Here is an 18715-nt window from a genome sequence, read left to right as displayed (position 1 = left end):
ATGCCGGCGCGCCCGCCCCGTCTGAAGCTGCGCCGTGAGTTCAAGCTCGTGGCTTCCCGCGGCCTGCGCGCGGCGCGGCCGGGGGTGGTGGTCCAGGTCCTGAAGGGCACGGACGGACCGCTCCGGGTCGGCTTCACCGTTACCAAGAAGGTCGGCAACGCCGTCATCCGCAACCGCGCCAAACGCAGGTTGCGGGAGGCGGCGCGCCTGCTGCTGGGCCAGGATGCCCCGGCCGGCTTCGACCTGGTGATGATCGGGCGGGACGCCACCGCCCGGCGCGACTTCGCCACCCTTCTGGGCGACCTGCGCGGCGCGCTGCGCCAAGGCGGCGTTCTGCCGCCGAAGGAACAGCACGCCGTTTTGGCGCCGAAGGAACAACCGGCCGGCGACCTGCCGCCGACGGAGCCATCATGACCCCGCAGCAGCATCTGCTGCGCGGTGCGATTCGCACCTACCAGCTGACCCTGCGGCCGATCATCGGCTGCAATTGCCGATTCTACCCCCATTGCAGCGAATACGGGATGGAAGCGGTGGCCGAGCACGGCGCGCTGCGAGGTGGCTGGTTGACCGCGCGCCGTGTATTGCGCTGCAACCCGTGGCATCCGGGTGGCTACGACCCGGTGCCCCTCAATTTCCCGAACGTCTCGGGGGCGGTTGATTCTGCCGCTCCGCGACCGACGAAAGGCTGAATCAGGCCGTCATGGACCAGAAGCGTCTCCTCGCCGCCATCGCCCTGTCGGTCGGCATCCTGTTGTTGTTCGATCTGTGGAACCGCCCGGCGCGGGAAGCGGAACAGCGCCGCCAGGCGGAAATCGCCGCCCAGGTGCCGGCCGCCGCCACCCCGGGCGTTCCCGCCACCACCCCGGGCGTGCCGCTTGCCCAGGCGCCGGTGCCAGTGCCCTCCGCTGGCGGAGCGCCGCTGGCCCAGCCGGGGGCTGCCCCGGGTACGACACCGGGCGCCACGCCGGGCGCCACGCCGGGCGCCACTGTCGCCGCCGCGACCCCCGGCCTGCCGCCGGAGCAGCGCATCCGCATCGAGAATCCGCGCCTGCAGGGCAGCATCAGCCTGCGTGGCGCGCGGCTGGATGACGCCATCCTGCGCGGCTACCGGGAGACGGTGCAGCCGGACAGCCCGCTGGTCCGCCTGCTGGCGCCGCGCAGCGATGCCAACCCGTATTTCGCCCAATGGGGCTGGACCGCCGCCGATGGCCGCACGCCCGTTCCGGGGCCGGAGACCGACTGGACCGCGGACGGCACCAACCTGACGCCCACCACCCCGGTGACGCTGCGCTGGGACAATGGCCAGGGCCAGGAATTCACCATCCGCCTCGGCATCGACGAGGACTTCATGCTCACCGCCGAGCAGAGCGTCCGCAACAGCGGCGCCGAGCCGGTGCAGGTGCTGCCCTGGGCCCGGGTGCGGCGTGAGCGTACGCCACGCACCGCCGGCTTCTTCATCCTGCATGAGGGCTTCACCGGCGTGCTCGGCGAGCGCCTGACCGAGTGGACCTACAGCGACGCGAAATCCGAGGCCGAGAAGCGCCGCGGCCCGGCGATGGAGCAGGAAAGCACCGGCGGCTGGATCGGCTTCACCGACAAGTACTGGCTGACCGCGCTGACGCCGATGGACCAGGGCACGCAGATCCGCGCCGCCTATCGCCACTCGGCCGAGGGCGGCCAGGACCGCTGGCAGATCGACATGGCGCCGCCGGCCGTGCAGAGCGTCGCCGCCGGGGCCGAGGCCGGGCTGGCCACGCGGCTGTTCGCCGGCGCCAAGGAAGTGCGCCTGCTGGATGGCTATGCCGACAACCTGAACATCGAGGGCTTCGACAAGGCGATCGACTTCGGCTGGTTCTACTGGATCACCAAGCCGTTCTTCTACGCGATCGACTGGCTGTTCGGCATCTTCGGCAATTTCGGCGTCGCCATCCTGATCTTCACGCTGGCGCTGAAGGCGGCCTTCTTCCCGCTCGCCAGCAAGGCCTACACCTCCATGGCCCGCATGAAGGTGCTGGCGCCGAAGATGACGGAGGTGCGGGAGCGCTACAAGGACGACCCCGCCAAGGCGCAGGCGGAGATGATGGCGCTGTACCGGTCGGAAAAGGTGAACCCGGCATCGGGCTGCCTGCCCATCCTGCTGCAGATCCCGGTCTTCTTCGCGCTGTACAAGGTGCTGTTCGTCACCATCGAGATGCGGCACGCGCCCTTCTTCGGCTGGATCCAGGACCTTTCGGCGCCGGATCCGACAAACCTGTTCAACCTGTTCGGGGTCATCCCCTGGGACCCGACGCAGCTTTCCAGCTTCTTGCACATGCCGGCCTGGGCCATCGCGATGGGCATCACGATGTTCCTGCAGTTCAAGCTGAACCCGACGCCGCCGGACCCGATCCAGGCCAAGATCTTTGCCTGGATGCCGCTGATCTTCACCTTCATGCTGGCCAGCTTCCCGGCCGGCCTGGTGATCTACTGGACCTGGAACAACCTGCTCTCCATCGCCCAGCAGTACTGGATCATGAAGATGGACAAGAAGCGCCAGTCCCGTGGCCCGGCCGCCCCGCCGCCGCCCAAGCCGGCCGCGATCGCCAAGCCCGTGGCCAAGGGCAAGAAGGGATGAGCACGCCGAGCCCCGGCCCTCAATCACCCGGCCCGCATCCGGTGGAGCTTCCCGCCGGCGGCCTGGCGGAGGCGGTGAATGACGAGCAGCGCGCCGGCCTGATCGAGGCCGGGCGCCTGCTGTTCGCACGCCCCTGCACCTTCTTCTATGCCTCCCAGGCCATCAACCAGCTACCGCCGATGGGCGCGCCGGAGGTGGCCTTCTGTGGCCGCTCGAATGTCGGCAAATCCTCGCTGCTGAACGCGCTGACCGGGCAGAAGGCCCTGGCGCGGGTCTCGGTCACGCCGGGGCGTACGCGGCAGCTCAACTTCTTCACCTGCGACGAGGGCCGGCTGACCCTGGTGGACATGCCCGGCTATGGCTATGCCAAGGCCGCCAAGACGCTGAAGGCCGACTGGCAGGGTCTGATGTTCGACTTCCTGCGCGGCCGCCCGGTGCTGCGCCGGGTGCTGCTGCTGATGGATGCGCGGGTCGAGACCAAGCCGGCCGACCGCGCCGCGCTCGACCTGCTGTCCGATGCGGCGGTTGCCTTCCAGATCGTCATCACCAAGGCCGATGACGTGAAGAAGGCGCAGCTCGAGAAGCGCATCACCGAGATCGAGGCGATCGTGAAGAAGCGCACGGCCGCGCATCCCCTGGTGCTGATCACCAGCAGCGAGACCGGCCAGGGCATTCCCGAGCTGCGTGCGGAACTGGCAACGCTGGCGGGCTGAATCGCCGTCGCGCCTCGTTGACGGATTCCAAGCAAGACAATGCAGGGACGGCTCGGCACGTGAGTGCCGGGCCGTTTTTGTTGACGAACCTGTTCCGGATATGCAGCCTGAGACAACTATCTCGGCGAGGAACGGAAAATTGGATTTTCGGCGCGCATCCATGCTTGGTGTTGTATTGGCCGCGACAGGTTTGAGCGGAATTCTACTTGCGGTGCCAAGATCTGTGCATGCGCAGACCGAAATCCGGCGTGATGTCTGGTTCCAGAATTCTTGCAACCGGCCGGTCCGCCTGCTGGTTCGTCACGCGGAGCAGGCCCGCCGGTGGCAGTCGCGCGGCTGGTGGCGGCTCGACCCGATGGAGCGGCCCCGGGCGCTCACCACCCGCGGCCGTCGCATCCAGCATCTGTCCAACCACCGGCTGTACTACTACGCCGAGACGCTGGATGGCGCGGTGACGTGGGAGGGTGATGGCCGCAATTCGGCGCGGCTGGGTGGCGTGGCCTACCGGCTGCGCCGGGCCACGCCCACCGTGGTGCGCGGCCGGCTTCAGGTGCGCCTCAGCTGCAGCGGCGCGCCCGCCACGGGCGGGGGCCGCGGGGGCAGCGGGGCGCCGAAAGGCTGACCTCGCCTGCAAGGGTTTGGTGAGGTTCCGGGCCTAAGCTCGGCCACGTGTCGCCGCGCCTCGCGGCGACGCGGCACCTCACCCAAGGATCTCCGATGCTTCGACGCCTGGCTCTCGCTGCCGTGCTGATGGCGGCCGCCGCCGCACCCGCGGCCGCGCAGTGCGACACCCGCTTCACCCTGCGCAACAATTCCGGGACGCAGGTGAACGAGTTCTATTTCGGTCCCTCCGCCAATTCCAACTGGGGCCGCGATCGGCTGGGAGAGAACGTGCTGCCGGCCGGGCGGCAGATGAACTTCACCCCCGGCGGCCGCGGCGGCGCCTATGACTTCAAGGTGGTCTGGGCGAATGGCGAGACGGCGGAGGTGATGCGGGTGAACATCTGTGAAGCTTCCGAGATCATCGCGACGCGCCGCGGCATCGAGGCGCGCTGAACACCCGGCGCAGAACATCATTCCCCGGCCGGCTGTGGCCGGCCGGGCTTGACCCTGCCTTCCATTGGCTGCAAACCGCGCCGCCCGCGGCGGAAGGCCCGGAGCGGACCGGGGACGCTGCCATGACCGACGACGCGCTCGACCAGATGGCGATCCTCGCCGGCGCACTGCCCTTCCTGAAGCGCTACGACGACCAGATCGTGGTGGTGAAGTATGGCGGCCACGCGATGGGGGAGGAGGAGACGGCGCTCCGCTTCGGCCGCGACATCGCGCTGCTGGAGCAGGTGGGCGTGAACCCAGTGGTGGTGCATGGCGGCGGGCCGCAGATCAACGCCATGCTCAAGCGCCTCGGCGTGAAGTCCAACTTCGTCCAGGGCCTGCGGGTGACGGATGAGGAAATGCTCGACGTGGTCGAGATGGTCCTGGCCGGCCCGGTCAACAAGCAGGTCGCCTCCGCCATCACCCGCGCCGGGGCCATTGCCGTGGGCATTTCCGGCAAGGATGGCGGGCTGATCCAGGCGCGCAAGCTGACCCGCACCTACCGCGACCCGGACAGCCATATCGAGAAGGTGATGGATCTCGGCTTCGTGGGTGAGCCGGAGCATGTGGACCCGCGCGTGCTGAAGCTGCTGATCGGCGCGGACATAGTCCCCGTGGTGGCGCCCGTCGGCGTCGGCGCCGATGGCCAGACCTACAACATCAACGCCGATACAGTGGCGGGTGCCATCGCCGGGGCGCTGGGCGCCGAGCGCCTGCTGATGCTGACCGATGTGCGCGGGGTGCTCGGCCCGGACGGGCAGTTGATCCCGGAGATGACGGTGGCCGAGGTCAAGGCCGGCATCGACGCCGGCTGGATCTCCGGCGGCATGATCCCGAAGGTGGAGACCTGCATCTATGCGGTGGAGCGCGGCGTGAAGGGTGCGGTCATTGTGGATGGCCGCGTGCCGCACGCCGTGCTGCTGGAACTGTTCACCGGGCAGGGCGCCGGAACCTTGATCCGCGCCTGAATTGGCGTCGCGCCCCAGGGCGCGTGCCGGCTGTCGCGCCCTGGGGCGCGCGCCGGCTACTGTTCCGCGGGATCCGGTATCAGAGCCGCTTCACGAAGACCCAGTAGCTTTCGGTGGAGATCGCCTTCTTCATGTGCACCTTCACCTTCGTCGGCTTCATGTTGTAGTCGAAGGTGTATTCGAGCATCGCGTTCAGCTTGCCCGAGGCCACGCCCTTGTCGAACACGCCCTTGAAGGCGGGCTTGTTGGTGCAGGGGGCGATGTCGGTGAAGAAGTTCTTGCCGATCGCGGCCTTCGGGTCGCGCCCGGTGATGGCGCCTTCGGCGGCATTGTAGGTCAGGATCTTGCCCTCGCGGTCCAGTTCCACCGCGCCGAAGGCCAGCTTCTCGATCTGTGCGGCGGACATCTTCGCCAGCACATTCTCCATGTCCTCGCGGCCAAAGGCCACGGTACCCATCATGCCGTCCATTGCGGAACTCCCTGTCGCGACCGGGCACATCCCGGCCGGGACAACCTCGCAGAACGGGATTAACCGCCGCTGAAGGCCATCAGGCCGGCAGGCCTTCCAGCAGTTCCGCCTGCCAGAGCAGCTCCGCCTCGCCCAGCGCCCAGCTTCCCTCGACGGTCGGGTGAACCACCTCGGCCGGGCTGAGGCCGCCCAGCACCGCCTGCACTTCCGCCGCCAGGGGCGCGGACCAGCCGGCGCTGTGGCACAGCCCGGCGATGGCGCGGCCGCTCCGCAGCGCCAGTGCGGCCTCCACCCGTGCATGGCTGACCCCGGCCGCCTCCGCCAGGCGGGACAGCAGCAGGTCCCGGTCGCCGGCCTGGGCCGCGGCGAGCAGCTCGGCCTCCGCATCCTGGGCGTCGTCCTCCACCGCCAGATGCGCGGTGACCCGGGTGCGGAGGGCGGCGGCCAGGCCCTGCGGCAGGTCGGTGCGGGCCGCCAGCACGCTCAGCAGGTGGTCGGTCACGATTTCCCCCAGCGCCCGAGCGGCCGGCGCCGGAAGCTGCGCGCGCCGCACCAGGGCCGCCTGCCAGCTCGGCCGGTTGCCTGCGCCGGCCACGATCTGGTCCAGCGTCGCCTCCCGGATCGCGGCGGAGGGGTTGGCCAGCAGGGCGGCGACGGCCGGCGTGTCCGTGGTGTGCGCGATGGCGTCCGAGACCGTCTCGCTCAGCGCCGGGCGGCGGGCGACGGCGCGGCGGGTGGCGGGCACCGGCGGGGCGGCGATCAGTGCCAGCAGGTCCGCCTCGGTCAGCAGGGGCGACAGGCGGATCACCGGTTCCGCCACCGGCATCGCCGTGTCGCGCGCCAGGCGCAGGATCAGCTCCCGCGGTGCGTCCGGCATCTCCCGCACCGCGGCGGCGATGGCGGCACGCACCTCCACCGCCGCATCCTCCACCAGCAGCGCCAGCGTGCCGGCGGAAAGCCGCGCCATGCGGCTGCGCGTCTTGCTGTCCAGCTCCGGTGCCAGGGCGGCGATGCGGCCGGCCAGCACCCGGCGCACTTCGGCATCCGCATCGGCCGCCAGCAGCCGCGCCACCGCGGGCGGAGTCGAGGCATGGGCGGCGACCGCCTGGCGGACCTGCGCCGCCGGGTCCGCCGCCAGGAAGGTCAGCAATTCCGGGGAGGCGTTCGGCGCACGCGCGACCGCGGTGCGCGCCGCCGCGTCGCCGTGCCGTGCGGCGTGGATGGCATCCGGGCTGTCGGTCACTTCCGGCGGTCCCCGGAGGCGCGCTTGGCGGCGTACATGGCGGCATCGGCGCGGGCCAGAAGGTCGGCCACCGGCTCGCCGGGCTGTGCCATGGCAATGCCCAGGCTGGCCCGCAAGGCGGCGGGGCCGGCTTCCGGCCAGTCCGGCAACGGCCCGGGCGCACCGATGCCGACCATGCGGCATTCCGCCTCCAGCTGGCTGGCGCCGTGCAGCCACAGGCAGAATTCGTCGCCGCCGAGCCGCGCGGCCAGATCCTCCCGCGCCGCGGCGGCGCGCAGCCGGGCGCCCATGGCGCGCAGCGCGGAATCCCCGGCCTCATGGCCCAGGCGATCGTTCAGCGGCTTCAGCCCATCGAGGTCGAGGAACACCAGCGCGCCGCCGCCCGGAAGCTGCTCCTCCAGCGCCGCGGTGAAGCCGCGCCGGTTCAGCAGGCCGGTCAGCGGGTCGCCATCCGCCGCGGCGGTCAGCGCCTTCTGGCGCTGCATCTCGCCGCGCAGCGCCGCCATCGGCAGGGCCAGGGCGGCCAGCAATTCGCGGTCATCCGAATCGAATGGCGGGTCCTGCGGCTCGCGCCAGGCGAGCAGGCAGGGGCCGCCCTCGGTGCCGGCCATGGCGTGGTGGGACGGCGCGGCCTGGCTGCCGGGTGCCTGGATGAGGGGCGGCGGCAGCAGGTGCAGCGGCGGCTGGTCCTTGACGTAATGCGCCACCCGCCAGGCAGCGCCCTCCGGCAGCAGCAGCGCCGCGCCCTGGCAGGACAGCGCGGCCGGCAGCGCCGCCAGCATGGCGGTCAGCCCCGCCTCGGCGCTGCCCTGTCGCTGGCCCAGCCGAAGCAGGCGGCCGAGCGCATTGGCCCGGCGCAGCGCGCGCGCCACCACTTCCCCCCGGCGTTCCGCGGCGGTGATGTCCCGCGCCGAGCCGCGCAGCCCGTCGCCATGCCGCAGCAGGGTGAATTCCAGGCAGGCCTTGCTGCCATCGGCGCAATCCAGCCAGGCCTTGGTCATGCGCTGGCGGCGGAAGGCGCCGATGCCGAAGACGCCCGGGCCGGGGCCGGCAAACAGGGTCACGGCCGGCGCGCCGATCAGCGCCTCCGCCGGGTGGCCCAGCACCGTCTCGGGCGCCAGGAAGGTGAAGTGGCCCTCGGCGTCCGTCTCGAACAGCAGGTCTGCCGAGAGCAGCGCGAAGTCGCGCCATCGGGCCCGGCTATCGATCAGCGCGGCGGCCAGCGGTTCCGGTCCTGCGCTGCGCGGCTGCAGCTTGGGCGGTGGGGGCGAGAGCGGGGGCGGTCCGTCCATGTCGGCAGGCTAAGGCGCCGCCGGTGAAGGCGCGGTTAGCGACGGCCTGCCAAAGGGCACGCGGCGCCCGGAAGCGGGCGGGGCGTGTGCCGCGGAGGCGGCCGGGGCGCGTTGACATCGCGGCGGCAGCCTATGCATGGTCCGGCGCGAAGCAGAACCGCCATACGGCCAGCCAGGACACACCGCAGACCATGGACACGACCACGCCCCTGAAGGCCAAGATCGAGGCGCTGTGGGACCGGCGGGATACGCTGAATGCCCAGACCCAGGGCGAGGACCGGCAGGTGGTGGAGGCCGCGCTGGAACTGCTCGATTCCGGCCAGGCGCGCGTCGCCCAGCCCGGCGCCAATGGCGTCTGGAGCGTCAACCAGTGGCTGAAGCAGGCCGTGCTGCTGTCCTTCCGCCTGACCGACAGCGCGCCGATGGATGTGGGCCTCGGCGCCTATGACAAGGTGCCGCTGAAGTTTGCCGATTGGGGTGCCAACCGCTTCAAGGAAGCCGGCTTCCGCGCCGTGCCGGGCGCCGTGGTGCGGCGTTCCGCCTATATCGCGCCGGGCGTGGTGCTGATGCCGTCCTTCGTGAACCTCGGCGCCTATGTCGATTCGGGCACCATGGTGGATACCTGGGCGACGGTCGGGTCCTGCGCCCAGATCGGCAAGAACTGCCACATCTCCGGCGGCGCCGGCATCGGCGGGGTGCTGGAGCCGCTGCAGGCCAACCCGGTGGTGATCGAGGATGAGTGCTTCATCGGCGCCCGGTCCGAAGTGGCCGAGGGCGTGATCGTGGAGCGCGGCAGCGTGCTGTCCATGGGCGTGTTCCTCGGCGCCTCCACCAAGATCATCGACCGCGCGACCGGTGAGGTCTTCATCGGCCGCGTGCCGGCCTATTCCGTGGTGGTCCCCGGCAGCCTGCCGGGCAAGCCGCTGCCGGATGGCTCGCCGGGGCCGTCGCTGTACTGCGCCGTGATCGTGAAGCGGGTGGATGCGCAGACCCGCTCGAAGACCTCGATCAACGAATTGCTGCGGGACTAGACCCCGGGTGAGGAATGACGTTCCGGACCCGGTGCCGCTGGCCCAGGCGCTGATCCGCTGCCGATCCGTCACACCCGTCGATGACGGCGCGCTGGCGGTGCTGGAGGCGGCGCTGGCGCCGCTCGGCTTCGCCTGCCACCGGCTGCGCTTCGGCGAGGTGGAGAACCTGTTCGCCATCCGCGGCGAGGCTGGCCCGCATCTGATGTTCGCCGGGCACACCGATGTGGTGCCGCCCGGTACAACCGGCTGGAGCGTTGATCCCTTCGGTGGGGAGGTGCGGGACGGCCTGCTGTTCGGCCGCGGCGCCACGGACATGAAGGGCGGCGTCGCCGCCTGGGTCGCCGCCGTGGCGGATGTGCTGGCGCGGCGCCCCGACATGCCAGGCACCCTCTCGCTCCTCATCACGGGAGACGAGGAAGGCCCAGCCATCGACGGTACCGCCAAGGTGCTGGACTGGCTGGCCAACTCGGGAAAAGTTCCGGATTGCTGCGTGGTGGGGGAGCCCACCAGCAAGGCGGTGCTGGGCGACACCATCAAGGTCGGCCGCCGCGGCAGCCTGAATGCGACGCTGACGGTGCATGGCACGCAGGGCCACAGCGCCTATCCGCAGCGCGCCGACAACCCGATCCACCGCCTGGTCCGCGTGCTGGCCGCGCTCACCGGCACGCCGCTCGACCAGGGCAGCGAATTCTTCGAGCCGACGACGCTGCAGGTCACCAGCTTCGACGTCGGCAACCCGGCGACCAACGTCATCCCGCCCAGCGCGACCGCGCGGCTCAACATCCGCTTCAACGACCTGCACAGCGAGGCCAGCCTGACCGCGCATCTGCGCGCGGCGCTGGAACGCGAGGCGCCGCGACACGAACTGGACGTGGTGTGCAGCGGCGAATCCTTCCTCACCCAGCCCGGCCCCTTCGTCGCCGCGCTGGAACGCGCCGTGCTGGCGGAGACGGGGCAGGCGGCGAAGCTCGATACCGGCGGCGGCACCTCCGACGCCCGCTTCATCGCGCGGTTCTGCCCGGTGGCGGAACTCGGCGCCGTCGGCGCCACCATGCACAAGGCGGATGAATCGACGCCGGTCGAGGAATTGCGCGCTCTCACCCGGCTTTATGCCCGGGTGATCGAGGAGGTGCTCGGCTGAGCGGCACCCCCAACGCGCCGCCGCCCGGCCCGCCACCGCCGGGCCTGCCGCCGGAGCCACCGTTGCGCCTCGCCATCACCGCCGGCCTGCTCGGCGCCCTGCTGCTCGGCCGTGGCCGGGCGGAGGGGCTGGCGCTGATGGAGACGACGCCGGCCGGCGCCCTGCGGTCCTTCGCCGCGGCGGCGATCTGCCTGCCGGCCTTCCTCGGCCTGCGCGTCTTTGCCTGGGCAACCATGGAGATGCCGCCGGCCGGGCTGCTGCGGCCACTGGCGGCGGAGCTTACCGGCTATGTCTATGGCTGGGTGCTGTTCGCCCTGGTCTGCCTGCCGGTGATCGCCGGCTGGGGCCGCGCCGCGCTGTGGCCGCGCTTCGTGGTGGCGTGGAACTGGATCAGCGTGATGCAGTACCTTGTGCAGATCGCGCTGGCGCTGGTGCTGCTGGCCGGGCCGCCCGCCATCCTGGCGCAGGGGCTGACGCTGGCGGTGGTCGGCTATTCGCTGTGGCTGGAATGGTTCATGGCGCGGGCCGCGCTGGGAATTTCCGGCGGGCGGGCGACCGGGCTGGTGGTGCTGGACCTGGCGCTCGGCCTGTTCATCGCGGGCTTCGTGCAGCGGCTTTCGGGCGGCTGACGCAACAACGGATCAGGGAGACGAACCATGCCGGATGCGCGCTACGAGGTGGCGGGATTGCTGCGCTTCGCCACCACGGCCTGCGCCGCCGCGGGGCTCGAATCGGAGAAGGCCCGCGCGGTGGCGGAGGTGCTGCTCGAGGGCGACCTGATGGGCCACGACACGCATGGCCTGGCGCTGCTGACCCCGTACCTGGATTCCCTGGTTTCCGGCGACATGCGCGCGACGGGTGAGCCGGAACTGGTCTCCGCCACCGCGGTCGCCGAGACCTGGGATGGCCGCAAGCTGCCCGGCCCCTGGCTGGTGCGCCGCGCCATCGCGCGGGCGGAGGCAGCCTCGGCCGAGGCCGGGATCGGCGTGGTCAGCATCGGCCGCTGCCACCATATCGGCTGCCTTGCCGCCTATGGCCCGCCCGTGGCCGCCGCCGGGCGTATGCTGCTGCTGACCTGCTCCGACCCCGCCACCGGGTCGGTCGCGCCCTGGGGCGGCACGCGGCGGATCTACACGCCGAACCCGCTGGCCGCCGCCTGGCCGACGCCGGATGGCCCGGTGCTGATCGATGTGTCGATGTCCGTCACCACCAACGGCATGACCGGCCGCAAGCGCGCCGAGGGCAAGCTGTTCGACCATGAGGTGCTGCTGGACGCGAATGGCGCGCCGACGCGGGACCCCAACGTGTTCTGGGCGGATGGCACGCTGATGCCGCTCGGCGGGGTGGAGGCTGGGCACAAGGGCTTCGCGCTCGGCCTGCTGATCGAGGTGCTGACCAGCGCGCTCGCCGGCCATGGCCGCGCCGATGCGCCGACCGGCTGGGGCGCCTCCGTCCTGGTCATGGTGATCGACCCGGCCCGCTTCGGCGGTACCCAGGCCTTCCTGCGGGAAACCGGCTGGATGGCGGATGCGGTGCACGGCAATCCGCCGAAGCCGGGCGGCGAGGCGCCCCGCCTGCCGGGCGAACGCGCCATGGCGCGCCGGGCGCAGGCGATGGCGGAAGGGGTGGCGCTGCACCCGGCGATCCTGCCGGCGCTGGCCAAGCTGGCACAGCGGTTCGATTTGGCGCTGCCGGAGGCGGTGTAGTGCCGCTCGCAACGGATATCGAGATCAAGGGCACAGATGGCGAATGGCGCAGACTGAGCGTCGCGCTGGCACTCGGCAATAGGCGTCAGATGATCCGCTGCGTCGACTGCAAGGGGCCGGTCAGGCTCCACGGCACCTCGGCTGACGGCAAGCAAGAAGCTCATGCCGAGCACCAGTCGCGGTGGCATGGGTGCCCAAGAAGCGTGGGCTACGATGGCCAGGGCCTTAAGCCTAATCCGGTGCAGGTCACTTGATCTGGGGGATGACTACACCCACTCCGGCGCCGGCTCGTACCGCGCGAACCGGAAGACCAGCCCATCCGGCGGCGCCGTCTGGCCCGCCTTGCCGCGGTCCAGCCCCTCCAGCACCTCGCGCGGCCAGGTCACGGGGCGGCGGCCGTGGCCGACCTCGTACAGCGTGCCGACCAGGTTGCGGACCTGATGGTGCAGGAAGCTGCGGGCTTCCGCGGTCACCTGCACCTCCTCCCCGACCCGCGCCACATCCAGCCGGTCCAGCGTGCGGATGGCGGATTTCGCCTGGCAGGCGGCGGCGCGATAGGCGGAGAAATCATGCCGGCCGAGCAGCATCTGCGCCGCCTCATGCATCGCCGCCGCATCCAGCGGGCGCTTCACATGCCAAAGCTTGCTGGCCTCCAGCGCTGGCCGCGCCGGACGGTTGAGGATGCGGTAGCGATAGCCACGGCCGAGGCAATCGAAGCGCGCCGACCAGCCATCCGCCACCCGCGCGGCGGCGCGGACCACCACGGGGTGGGGCAGGGTGCGGAAATTGATGGCGTCCCGCACACGCTGCGGCGGCAGGTCCAGCGCCAGTTCCAGATCGGCCACCGCGCCTTCCGCATGCACGCCCGCATCGGTGCGGCCGGAGGCGGTGACGGTGGGCGGCACGCCGTGGTTCAGCGGCGCGGCCGCTTCCTCCAGCAGCTTCTGCACGCTGGGCAGGTCGTGCTGGCGCTGCCAGCCGCAGAAATTCGTGCCGTCATATTCCAGCAGCAGCGCGTAGCGAGGCATTCAGGTCAGCTGCGCGGGCAGGCTGTAGCCGCGCAGCAGGTCGGCGGTGGGCATGGCGGCGCGGCCGGGGCGTTGCAGGCGCAGCAGCCGCAGCGCGCCCGCGCCGCAGGCCACGACATCGGGCGCCAGCAGCGTGCCGGGGGCGCCGCTTCCGGGCAGCGGCTCCGCCGCATGCACCCGCAGCACCTCCTCGCCGGCCTGGAAGAAACAGCCGGGCCAGGGGGTGAGCGCGCGGATGCGGCGGTCCAGCGCTTCGGCGGGCTGGGTCCAGTCCAGCCGCCCATCCGCCTTGGCCAGCTTCGGCGCATAAGTCACGCCATCCTCCGGCTGCGGCGTCGCCGGTGGATTTTCTTCCAGCGCGCGCAGGATCAGCCGGGCGCCGATGGCCGACAGCGCGTCGTGCAGTTCGGGCGTGGTGGTGCGGGGACCGATCGGCGTGGACTCGCGAAGCAGCATCGGGCCGGTATCCAGCCCTTCCTCCATCTGCATAATGGTGATGCCGGTTTCCCGGTCGCCGGCCAGGATCGCCGCCTGGATCGGCCCTGCGCCGCGCCAGCGCGGCAGCAGCGAGGCATGGATGTTCAGGCAGCCGCGCCGGGGCGCCTCCAGCATCGGCTTCGGCAGGATCAACCCATAGGCCGCGACCACCGCCACATCGAGATCCAGCGCCGCGAATGCCGCATGCTCCGCCGCATCCCGCTTCACCCGGGCCGGGGTGCGGACCGGCAGGCCGAGTTCCAGCGCCGCGCGATGTACCGGGCAGGGGGTCTCCCGCTGGCCGCGCCCGGCCGGCTTCGGCGGCTGGGCATAGACCGCGACGATCTCATGCCCCGCCGCATGCAATGCCCGCAGCGCCGGAACCGAGAAATCCGGGCTGCCCATGAAGGCGAGGCGGAGCTTCGTGCTCACTCCTGCGCCTTCAGCTTCAGTTCCTTGGCCAGCTTCCGCAGCAGCATGTTGCGCTTCAAGGCGGAGATATGGTCCACGAACAGCACGCCATCGAGATGATCGATTTCATGCTGCAGGCAGGCAGCGAGCAGGCCGTCGCCCTCGATTTCCTTCTTCGCGCCGGTCAGGTCGTGGTAGCGCACCTTCACCCGGGCCGGCCGCGTCACATCCGCATACTGGCCGGGCAGGGACAGGCAGCCTTCCTCGCGCACCGCCATCTCGGCGCTTTCGGCGATGATCTCCGGGTTCACCAGCACCATCGGCGCCGGGATGTCGTTCTCATGCAGGTCGAGCACGACCAGGCGCAGCAGCTCGCCCACCTGCGGTGCCGCCAGCCCGATGCCGGGCGCCTTGTACATGGTGGCCAGCATGCGGGCGGAGAGGTCGCCGATGCGCGCATCCCCGGCCGGCACGGGCTTGGCCTTGGCGCGCAGCCGCGGGTCCGGAACATTGAGGATGGGCAGCAGGTCTGTTGCGGAGGTCATGTCTATCACTCGCCCGCATGGCGGGACATCACGGGGGAAGGGCGGAGAGGTAGCCCCGCCTTGCCCCCCTTGCAACGGCAGGCCCCGGCGCCAAAATTGGAGCAAGCGGGGTGCCTTGGGGCCCCGCGAGACCACGGCTTCGCTCCTGAGCGAGGAGGCACCTTAAGATATGTCACGATCATCGCTGTTCGGCTCACCCCTGTTCCTCGGCTTCGATCATCTGGAGCAGATGCTCGACCGGGTGCAGAAAAGTGCCGACGGCTACCCGCCCTACAACATCGAGCAGACCGCGGAGACGCGGCTTCGCATCACGCTGGCGGTTGCCGGCTTCTCGATGGATGACCTGCAGATCACGCAGGAAGACAATCAGCTGGTGATCCGCGGCCGCCAGCGCGACGATAGCGAGGGCCGGATATTCCTGCATCGCGGCATCGCCGCGCGGCAATTCCAGCGCGCCTTCGTATTGGCCGAGGGGATCGAGGTGGAGGGAGCCTGGCTGGATAACGGCCTGCTGCATGTCGACCTGCGCCGCCCGGTGCCGGAGGTGCGGGTCAAGACCATCCAGATCGCCACGCGCGGCAACGGCCCGCAGCGCCCCGTCGTGGGGCAGGTGGGCGGCGGCCAGCCGGGTGAGAAGCTGCAGGGCGACAGGCAGCCGGGTGAGAGACTGGCTGATAATCGGGTCAAGGAAAGCTGAGACCCGTTTTGCGTTACGTTGGCACGGGCCAGGAACGGCCGTGCCGGAAGGAGAACACCATGTCCGACTTTGATGGCGGCGCCGGTGAGGGCCGCATGAATATGACCCCGATGGCTCTGCGGAGCCTGTCGAACCTCGATTTCGCCCGCCTCGGTGCGGATGCCGTGGCCTATCTGCGCCCGGTCGTGATGAACGGCGCGCTGGCCTTCGCTATCCATGCCGCCGATGGCACGCCGATCGGCGCGGCGCCGAACGCCGATCTCGCCGCCGCGGCGATCCGCCAGCACGATATGGAGCCGATGCTGGTGCATTGATCAGGGCGGGGGTTTTCCCCCGTCCGCGGTCCCGTCTAGCCTGCCGGGACAACCCGGGCAGGAGACGGAACATGACCATCGAGATCGGCCTGCTGCTGTTTCCGGACGTACAGCAACTGGACCTCACCGGCCCCTATGAGGTGCTGGCCGGCCTGCCGTGCGCGCGAATGCATCTGGTGGCGGCACAGACCGGGCCGGTGCGGGCCTCGACCGGCCTCACCCTGCTGGCCACCACCGATTTCGGCACCTGCCCGCAGCTCGATATCATCTGCGTACCTGGTGGGGGCGGGGTGAACGCGCTGCTGCGCGACCCGGCGGTGCTGGATTTCCTGCGCCGCCAGGCGCCCGGTGCGCGCTATGTCACCTCGGTCTGCACCGGCGCGCTGGTGCTCGGCGCGGCCGGGCTGCTGCGCGGCAAGCGCGCCACGACCCATTGGAATGCCCACCACCTGCTGTCTCCGCTCGGTGCGATTCCGGTGCAGGCGCGGGTGGTGCAGGACGGCAACCTGTTCACCGGCGGCGGCGTCACCGCCGGCATCGACTTCGCCCTGGCCCTGGTGGCGGAAATCGCCGGGCCGGCCGCGGCGCAGGCGATCCAGCTCGGCCTGGAATACGCCCCGGCGCCGCCCTTCGACTCCGGCAGCCCCGAGACCGCACCGCCCGACATTCTCGCCGCCGTGCGGGCGAAGACCGCCGCCACCCGGCAGGCGCGCGAGGCGCTGGTTGCGGAGGTGGCGGCGGGGTGAGGGTGCCTCAGGCCGTCTTCGGGTCGATCCAGCCGATATTTCCGTCGCCGCGGCGATAGACGACGTTCAGGCCGTTCGTCGCCCGGTTGCGGAACATCAGCACCGGCACATGCGCCAGATCCATCCGCATCACCGCCTCGCCCACCGTCAGCCGATGGATCTCGGCTGGCGTCTCCGCCACCACGGCGGGGTTGTCGCCGGCCTCCTCCAGCGCGGGGTCGGGTGTCTCCTCATCCTCCTCCTGCCGCAGCACCACCTGGCGCGCGACTTCGGCCACTTCGGGTTCGCGCTCGGCGGCCAGGCTGCGGGCGTGGTCGTTCATGCGGCGGCGGTAGCGGCGCAGGCGCTTGGCGACGTGCTCCGCCGCCACGGTGAAGGCGCGGTGCGCGTCGGCACCCTCGCCCTCGCCGCGCAGGAACAGGTTGCGGCCAGCCTTCAGGTTGATGTCGCAGAGGAAGGCGTGGCCCTTGGCGTCTCGGCTGAAGGTCACGTTTGCTTCGACGGCGTGGTCGAAATACTTGCGGGATATGGTGGTGAGACCATCCCGCACATGCGTCTTCAGCGCCTCTCCGGTTTCGACCTGCTTGCCTGCGACGGTGATATGCATGCGAGCCTCGCTCCTTCCTCCGCTATGGGGGAAGGCCGCGCCCGGTGGGATAGGCGGCATAGTACCCCGCCGCGGATGCGGCATGAGATCAGGCCGCGGATCAGGCCGGGACGGCCTTCTCCCGCTTGCGTTGCACCGATGATGGGATGCGCAACGCCTCACGGTATTTGGCCACCGTTCGACGGGCGATGTCCACTCCCTCCTTGCGTAAACGCTCGACGATTGCGTCGTCGGAAAGGACATCCTCCATCGTCTCGGCGCTGATCATCTCCCGGATGCGGAACCGGACGGCCTCGGCGGAGTGGCTTTCGCCGCCAAGTGTTCCGGCGATGGCAGTGGTGAAGAAATACTTAAGCTCGAAGGTTCCGCGCGGCGTCGCAATGTACTTGTTGGCGGTGACGCGGCTCACGGTGCTTTCATGCATGGCGACATATTCGGCAACGTCGCGCAGGATCAGCGGCCGCAGATGCGCCACGCCGTGGCGGAAGAAGCCATCCTGCCGGCGGACGATCTCGGCGGCGACCTTCAGGATGGTGTTGGCGCGCTGTTCCAGCGACTTCACCAGCCAGGTGGCCGATTGCAACCGGTCCGCGATGAAGGCCTTGTCGTCACGCGACTTGGCGCCGACCACGGCGCGGGCATGAAAGCCGCGGTTGACCAGCACGCGGGGCAGGGTCTCCGGGTTCAGCTCCACCGCCCAGCCATCATCCGGCAGGCGCTTCATCAGCACATCCGGTACCACCGCCATGGCCGGCGGCGCGTCGAAGCTGGCGCCCGGCTTCGGGTCCAGGCGCTTCAGCTCCGCGATCATGTCCGCCAGGTCTTCCGAATCGACCTCGCACACCTTCATCAGCCCACGCAGGTCGCGCCGCGCCAGCATGTCCAGATTGTCCAGCAGGCGGTCCATGCAGGGGTCGAGCCGGTTCAGCTCGGCCAGCTGCACCGCCAGGCATTCGCGCAGGTCGCGGCAGAACATGCCGACGGGATCGAGCCGCTGCAGCCGCGCCCGCACGCCCGCCACCTGCGCCACGTCGCAGCCCATGGCGTTGGCGATCTGCCAGTCCTCGATGGTCATGCGCCCGGCGGGATCGACCAGCGCCAGCATCTGCGCCGCGATCAGCCTTTCCTGCGCATTGCCGAAGGTCAGGCGGACCTGTTCGCCCAGATGCTCGCGCAGCGACTTCCGGCCATCGGCGAGATCCTCGATGTCGGACAGGCTGTCGTCGAAATCGGCGCGGCCACCACGGCCGCCTGATTCGGCGAAGCCGCCGCCAGGCCCGTCGCTGTCATAGACATTGCCGTAGTCGGCATCGAGCGGCGCCGCACTCTCCGCCGGCATCTCGCCGGAGGTGGCTGCGGCATGCGCATCGGTGGGCTCCGGCGCGGGCGCTTCGGGCGCGCGTTCATCGGCCCGCGTCGCGGGTTCCGGCCGGTCGTCGCGCTCCAGCAGCGGGTTGCGCTCCAGCTCCTCCTCGACGAAGGCGGTGACTTCCACGTTGCTGGATTGCAGCAGCTTGATGGCCTGCCGCAATTGCGGCGTCATCACCAGGGACTGCGACTGCCGCAGGTCGAGGCGTGGTCCGAGCGCCACGATCCTCAGCCCCCAACCCGGCGATGC

Annotated in this window: 22 protein-coding genes; 14 read left to right on the top strand and 8 right to left on the bottom strand. The window is 70.5% G+C overall.

Going from position 1 to position 18715, the window contains the following annotated elements; genetic code table 11:
- The 7 genes from rnpA (at window position 1) to argB (ending at window position 5390) form a co-directional block, all read left to right on the top strand.
- Window positions 1-414, top strand: coding sequence for a ribonuclease P protein component (gene rnpA / locus HB662_RS25870; protein WP_168054390.1), 414 nt, complete (start codon window positions 1-3; stop codon window positions 412-414).
- A complete protein-coding gene (gene yidD, locus HB662_RS25865; RefSeq protein ID WP_168054388.1) occupies window positions 411-689 on the top strand; it encodes a membrane protein insertion efficiency factor YidD in 279 nt (92 codons plus the stop codon). Before rnpA ends, yidD begins: the two co-directional genes overlap by 4 nt.
- Before the next feature lie 11 nt (window positions 690-700).
- The gene (gene yidC / locus HB662_RS25860; protein WP_168054386.1) at window positions 701-2614 is read left to right on the top strand and encodes a membrane protein insertase YidC; all 1914 of its coding nucleotides are present in this window, start codon (window positions 701-703) and stop codon (window positions 2612-2614) included.
- Window positions 2611-3327: a ribosome biogenesis GTP-binding protein YihA/YsxC gene (gene yihA, locus HB662_RS25855; protein WP_168054384.1), complete on the top strand. Its 717-nt coding sequence runs from the start codon at window positions 2611-2613 to the stop codon at window positions 3325-3327. Before yidC ends, yihA begins: the two co-directional genes overlap by 4 nt.
- A gap of 139 nt (window positions 3328-3466) precedes the next feature.
- Window positions 3467-3949 carry a DUF1036 domain-containing protein gene (locus HB662_RS25850; protein WP_168054382.1) on the top strand — a complete coding sequence of 161 codons (483 nt, stop codon included), beginning with the start codon at window positions 3467-3469 and terminating at the stop codon, window positions 3947-3949.
- 95 nt (window positions 3950-4044) lie between these two features.
- Window positions 4045-4383 carry a hypothetical protein gene (locus tag HB662_RS25845; RefSeq protein WP_168054380.1) on the top strand — a complete coding sequence of 113 codons (339 nt, stop codon included), beginning with the start codon at window positions 4045-4047 and terminating at the stop codon, window positions 4381-4383.
- 122 nt (window positions 4384-4505) lie between these two features.
- Window positions 4506-5390 (top strand): acetylglutamate kinase, encoded by an 885-nt coding sequence (gene argB, locus HB662_RS25840; RefSeq protein ID WP_168054378.1) that lies wholly within the window; start codon window positions 4506-4508, stop codon window positions 5388-5390.
- 79 nt (window positions 5391-5469) lie between these two features.
- On the opposite strand, the gene pyp is transcribed toward argB, so the two are convergent.
- From pyp to HB662_RS25825, 3 genes are all read right to left on the bottom strand, one after another.
- Window positions 5470-5859, bottom strand: coding sequence for a photoactive yellow protein (gene pyp / locus HB662_RS25835; protein WP_209443478.1), 390 nt, complete (start codon window positions 5857-5859; stop codon window positions 5470-5472).
- A 79-nt stretch (window positions 5860-5938) separates the two neighbouring features.
- Window positions 5939-7102, bottom strand: coding sequence for a DUF2336 domain-containing protein (locus HB662_RS30015; RefSeq protein ID WP_168054376.1), 1164 nt, complete (start codon window positions 7100-7102; stop codon window positions 5939-5941).
- Entirely contained in the window at window positions 7099-8394 is a 1296-nt protein-coding gene (locus tag HB662_RS25825; RefSeq protein WP_168054374.1) for a diguanylate cyclase domain-containing protein, read from the bottom strand. Before HB662_RS25825 ends, HB662_RS30015 begins: the two co-directional genes overlap by 4 nt.
- Before the next feature lie 191 nt (window positions 8395-8585).
- Here HB662_RS25825 and dapD point away from each other — a divergent pair, with 191 nt between their 5' ends.
- The 4 genes from dapD (at window position 8586) to HB662_RS25805 (ending at window position 12272) form a co-directional block, all read left to right on the top strand.
- Window positions 8586-9425 (top strand): 2,3,4,5-tetrahydropyridine-2,6-dicarboxylate N-succinyltransferase, encoded by an 840-nt coding sequence (gene dapD / locus HB662_RS25820; protein WP_168054372.1) that lies wholly within the window; start codon window positions 8586-8588, stop codon window positions 9423-9425.
- A 7-nt stretch (window positions 9426-9432) separates the two neighbouring features.
- On the top strand, window positions 9433-10566 hold the full coding sequence (gene dapE / locus HB662_RS25815; protein ID WP_342449587.1) for a succinyl-diaminopimelate desuccinylase: 1134 nt from the start codon (window positions 9433-9435) through the stop codon (window positions 10564-10566).
- A 62-nt stretch (window positions 10567-10628) separates the two neighbouring features.
- Entirely contained in the window at window positions 10629-11195 is a 567-nt protein-coding gene (locus tag HB662_RS25810; protein ID WP_168054367.1) for a hypothetical protein, read from the top strand.
- 27 nt (window positions 11196-11222) lie between these two features.
- Window positions 11223-12272: an Ldh family oxidoreductase gene (locus tag HB662_RS25805; RefSeq protein WP_168054365.1), complete on the top strand. Its 1050-nt coding sequence runs from the start codon at window positions 11223-11225 to the stop codon at window positions 12270-12272.
- A gap of 266 nt (window positions 12273-12538) precedes the next feature.
- Here the strand turns inward: HB662_RS25805 and truA are convergent, their stop codons facing one another.
- The 3 genes from truA to def are packed head-to-tail and all read right to left on the bottom strand — an operon-like array spanning window position 12539 to window position 14733.
- The gene (gene truA, locus HB662_RS25800; RefSeq protein WP_168054364.1) at window positions 12539-13300 is read right to left on the bottom strand and encodes a tRNA pseudouridine(38-40) synthase TruA; all 762 of its coding nucleotides are present in this window, start codon (window positions 13298-13300) and stop codon (window positions 12539-12541) included.
- Window positions 13301-14182, bottom strand: coding sequence for a methionyl-tRNA formyltransferase (gene fmt / locus HB662_RS25795; protein WP_168054526.1), 882 nt, complete (start codon window positions 14180-14182; stop codon window positions 13301-13303). It abuts the gene before it with no gap.
- A gap of 23 nt (window positions 14183-14205) precedes the next feature.
- Window positions 14206-14733, bottom strand: coding sequence for a peptide deformylase (gene def, locus HB662_RS25790; protein ID WP_168054362.1), 528 nt, complete (start codon window positions 14731-14733; stop codon window positions 14206-14208).
- Between the two features lie 169 nt (window positions 14734-14902).
- On the opposite strand from def, the gene HB662_RS25785 reads away from it, so the two are divergent.
- The 3 genes from HB662_RS25785 to HB662_RS25775 all read left to right on the top strand — a co-directional run bounded on the left by HB662_RS25785 (window position 14903) and on the right by HB662_RS25775 (window position 16490).
- Window positions 14903-15430, top strand: a complete 528-nt coding sequence (locus HB662_RS25785) for an Hsp20 family protein (RefSeq protein WP_168054360.1) — start codon at window positions 14903-14905, stop codon at window positions 15428-15430.
- A 59-nt stretch (window positions 15431-15489) separates the two neighbouring features.
- Window positions 15490-15744 (top strand): DUF1150 family protein, encoded by a 255-nt coding sequence (locus HB662_RS25780; RefSeq protein ID WP_245185912.1) that lies wholly within the window; start codon window positions 15490-15492, stop codon window positions 15742-15744.
- A 71-nt stretch (window positions 15745-15815) separates the two neighbouring features.
- Window positions 15816-16490 (top strand): DJ-1/PfpI family protein, encoded by a 675-nt coding sequence (locus HB662_RS25775; RefSeq protein ID WP_168054358.1) that lies wholly within the window; start codon window positions 15816-15818, stop codon window positions 16488-16490.
- Window positions 16491-16497: 7 nt separating this feature from the next.
- Here HB662_RS25775 and hpf read toward each other — a convergent pair whose 3' ends face one another.
- Window positions 16498-17097 (bottom strand): ribosome hibernation-promoting factor, HPF/YfiA family, encoded by a 600-nt coding sequence (gene hpf / locus HB662_RS25770; protein ID WP_168054356.1) that lies wholly within the window; start codon window positions 17095-17097, stop codon window positions 16498-16500.
- Between the two features lie 100 nt (window positions 17098-17197).
- On the bottom strand, window positions 17198-18688 hold the full coding sequence (gene rpoN, locus HB662_RS25765; RefSeq protein ID WP_168054354.1) for an RNA polymerase factor sigma-54: 1491 nt from the start codon (window positions 18686-18688) through the stop codon (window positions 17198-17200).
- Window positions 18689-18715: the final 27 nt, after the last annotated feature.

Source organism: Falsiroseomonas frigidaquae (genome assembly GCF_012163145.1).
GTDB classification, from domain to species: domain Bacteria; phylum Pseudomonadota; class Alphaproteobacteria; order Acetobacterales; family Acetobacteraceae; genus Falsiroseomonas; species Falsiroseomonas frigidaquae.
The sequence above is the reverse complement of the archived record's forward strand: the minus strand, read 5'-3'. Positions and strand labels throughout refer to the sequence as shown.

Excerpts from the sequence above, each read along its gene's own strand:
- dapD (WP_168054372.1), top strand. The coding sequence starts at position 8,586 with ATGGACACGACCACGCCCCTGAAGGCCAAGATCGAGGCGCTGTGGGAC.
- HB662_RS25845 (WP_168054380.1), top strand. The coding sequence starts at position 4,045 with ATGCTTCGACGCCTGGCTCTCGCTGCCGTGCTGATGGCGGCCGCCGCC.
- yihA (WP_168054384.1), top strand. The coding sequence starts at position 2,611 with ATGAGCACGCCGAGCCCCGGCCCTCAATCACCCGGCCCGCATCCGGTG.
- hpf (WP_168054356.1), bottom strand. The coding sequence starts at position 17,097 with ATGCATATCACCGTCGCAGGCAAGCAGGTCGAAACCGGAGAGGCGCTG.
- argB (WP_168054378.1), top strand. The coding sequence starts at position 4,506 with ATGACCGACGACGCGCTCGACCAGATGGCGATCCTCGCCGGCGCACTG.
- yidD (WP_168054388.1), top strand. The coding sequence starts at position 411 with ATGACCCCGCAGCAGCATCTGCTGCGCGGTGCGATTCGCACCTACCAG.
- HB662_RS25825 (WP_168054374.1), bottom strand. The coding sequence starts at position 8,394 with ATGGACGGACCGCCCCCGCTCTCGCCCCCACCGCCCAAGCTGCAGCCG.
- def (WP_168054362.1), bottom strand. The coding sequence starts at position 14,733 with ATGACCTCCGCAACAGACCTGCTGCCCATCCTCAATGTTCCGGACCCG.
- HB662_RS25805 (WP_168054365.1), top strand. The coding sequence starts at position 11,223 with ATGCCGGATGCGCGCTACGAGGTGGCGGGATTGCTGCGCTTCGCCACC.
- fmt (WP_168054526.1), bottom strand. The coding sequence starts at position 14,182 with ATGGGCAGCCCGGATTTCTCGGTTCCGGCGCTGCGGGCATTGCATGCG.
- rnpA (WP_168054390.1), top strand. The coding sequence starts at position 1 with ATGCCGGCGCGCCCGCCCCGTCTGAAGCTGCGCCGTGAGTTCAAGCTC.
- pyp (WP_209443478.1), bottom strand. The coding sequence starts at position 5,859 with ATGGACGGCATGATGGGTACCGTGGCCTTTGGCCGCGAGGACATGGAG.
- HB662_RS25775 (WP_168054358.1), top strand. The coding sequence starts at position 15,816 with ATGACCATCGAGATCGGCCTGCTGCTGTTTCCGGACGTACAGCAACTG.
- HB662_RS25785 (WP_168054360.1), top strand. The coding sequence starts at position 14,903 with ATGTCACGATCATCGCTGTTCGGCTCACCCCTGTTCCTCGGCTTCGAT.
- yidC (WP_168054386.1), top strand. The coding sequence starts at position 701 with ATGGACCAGAAGCGTCTCCTCGCCGCCATCGCCCTGTCGGTCGGCATC.
- HB662_RS25780 (WP_245185912.1), top strand. The coding sequence starts at position 15,490 with ATGTCCGACTTTGATGGCGGCGCCGGTGAGGGCCGCATGAATATGACC.
- truA (WP_168054364.1), bottom strand. The coding sequence starts at position 13,300 with ATGCCTCGCTACGCGCTGCTGCTGGAATATGACGGCACGAATTTCTGC.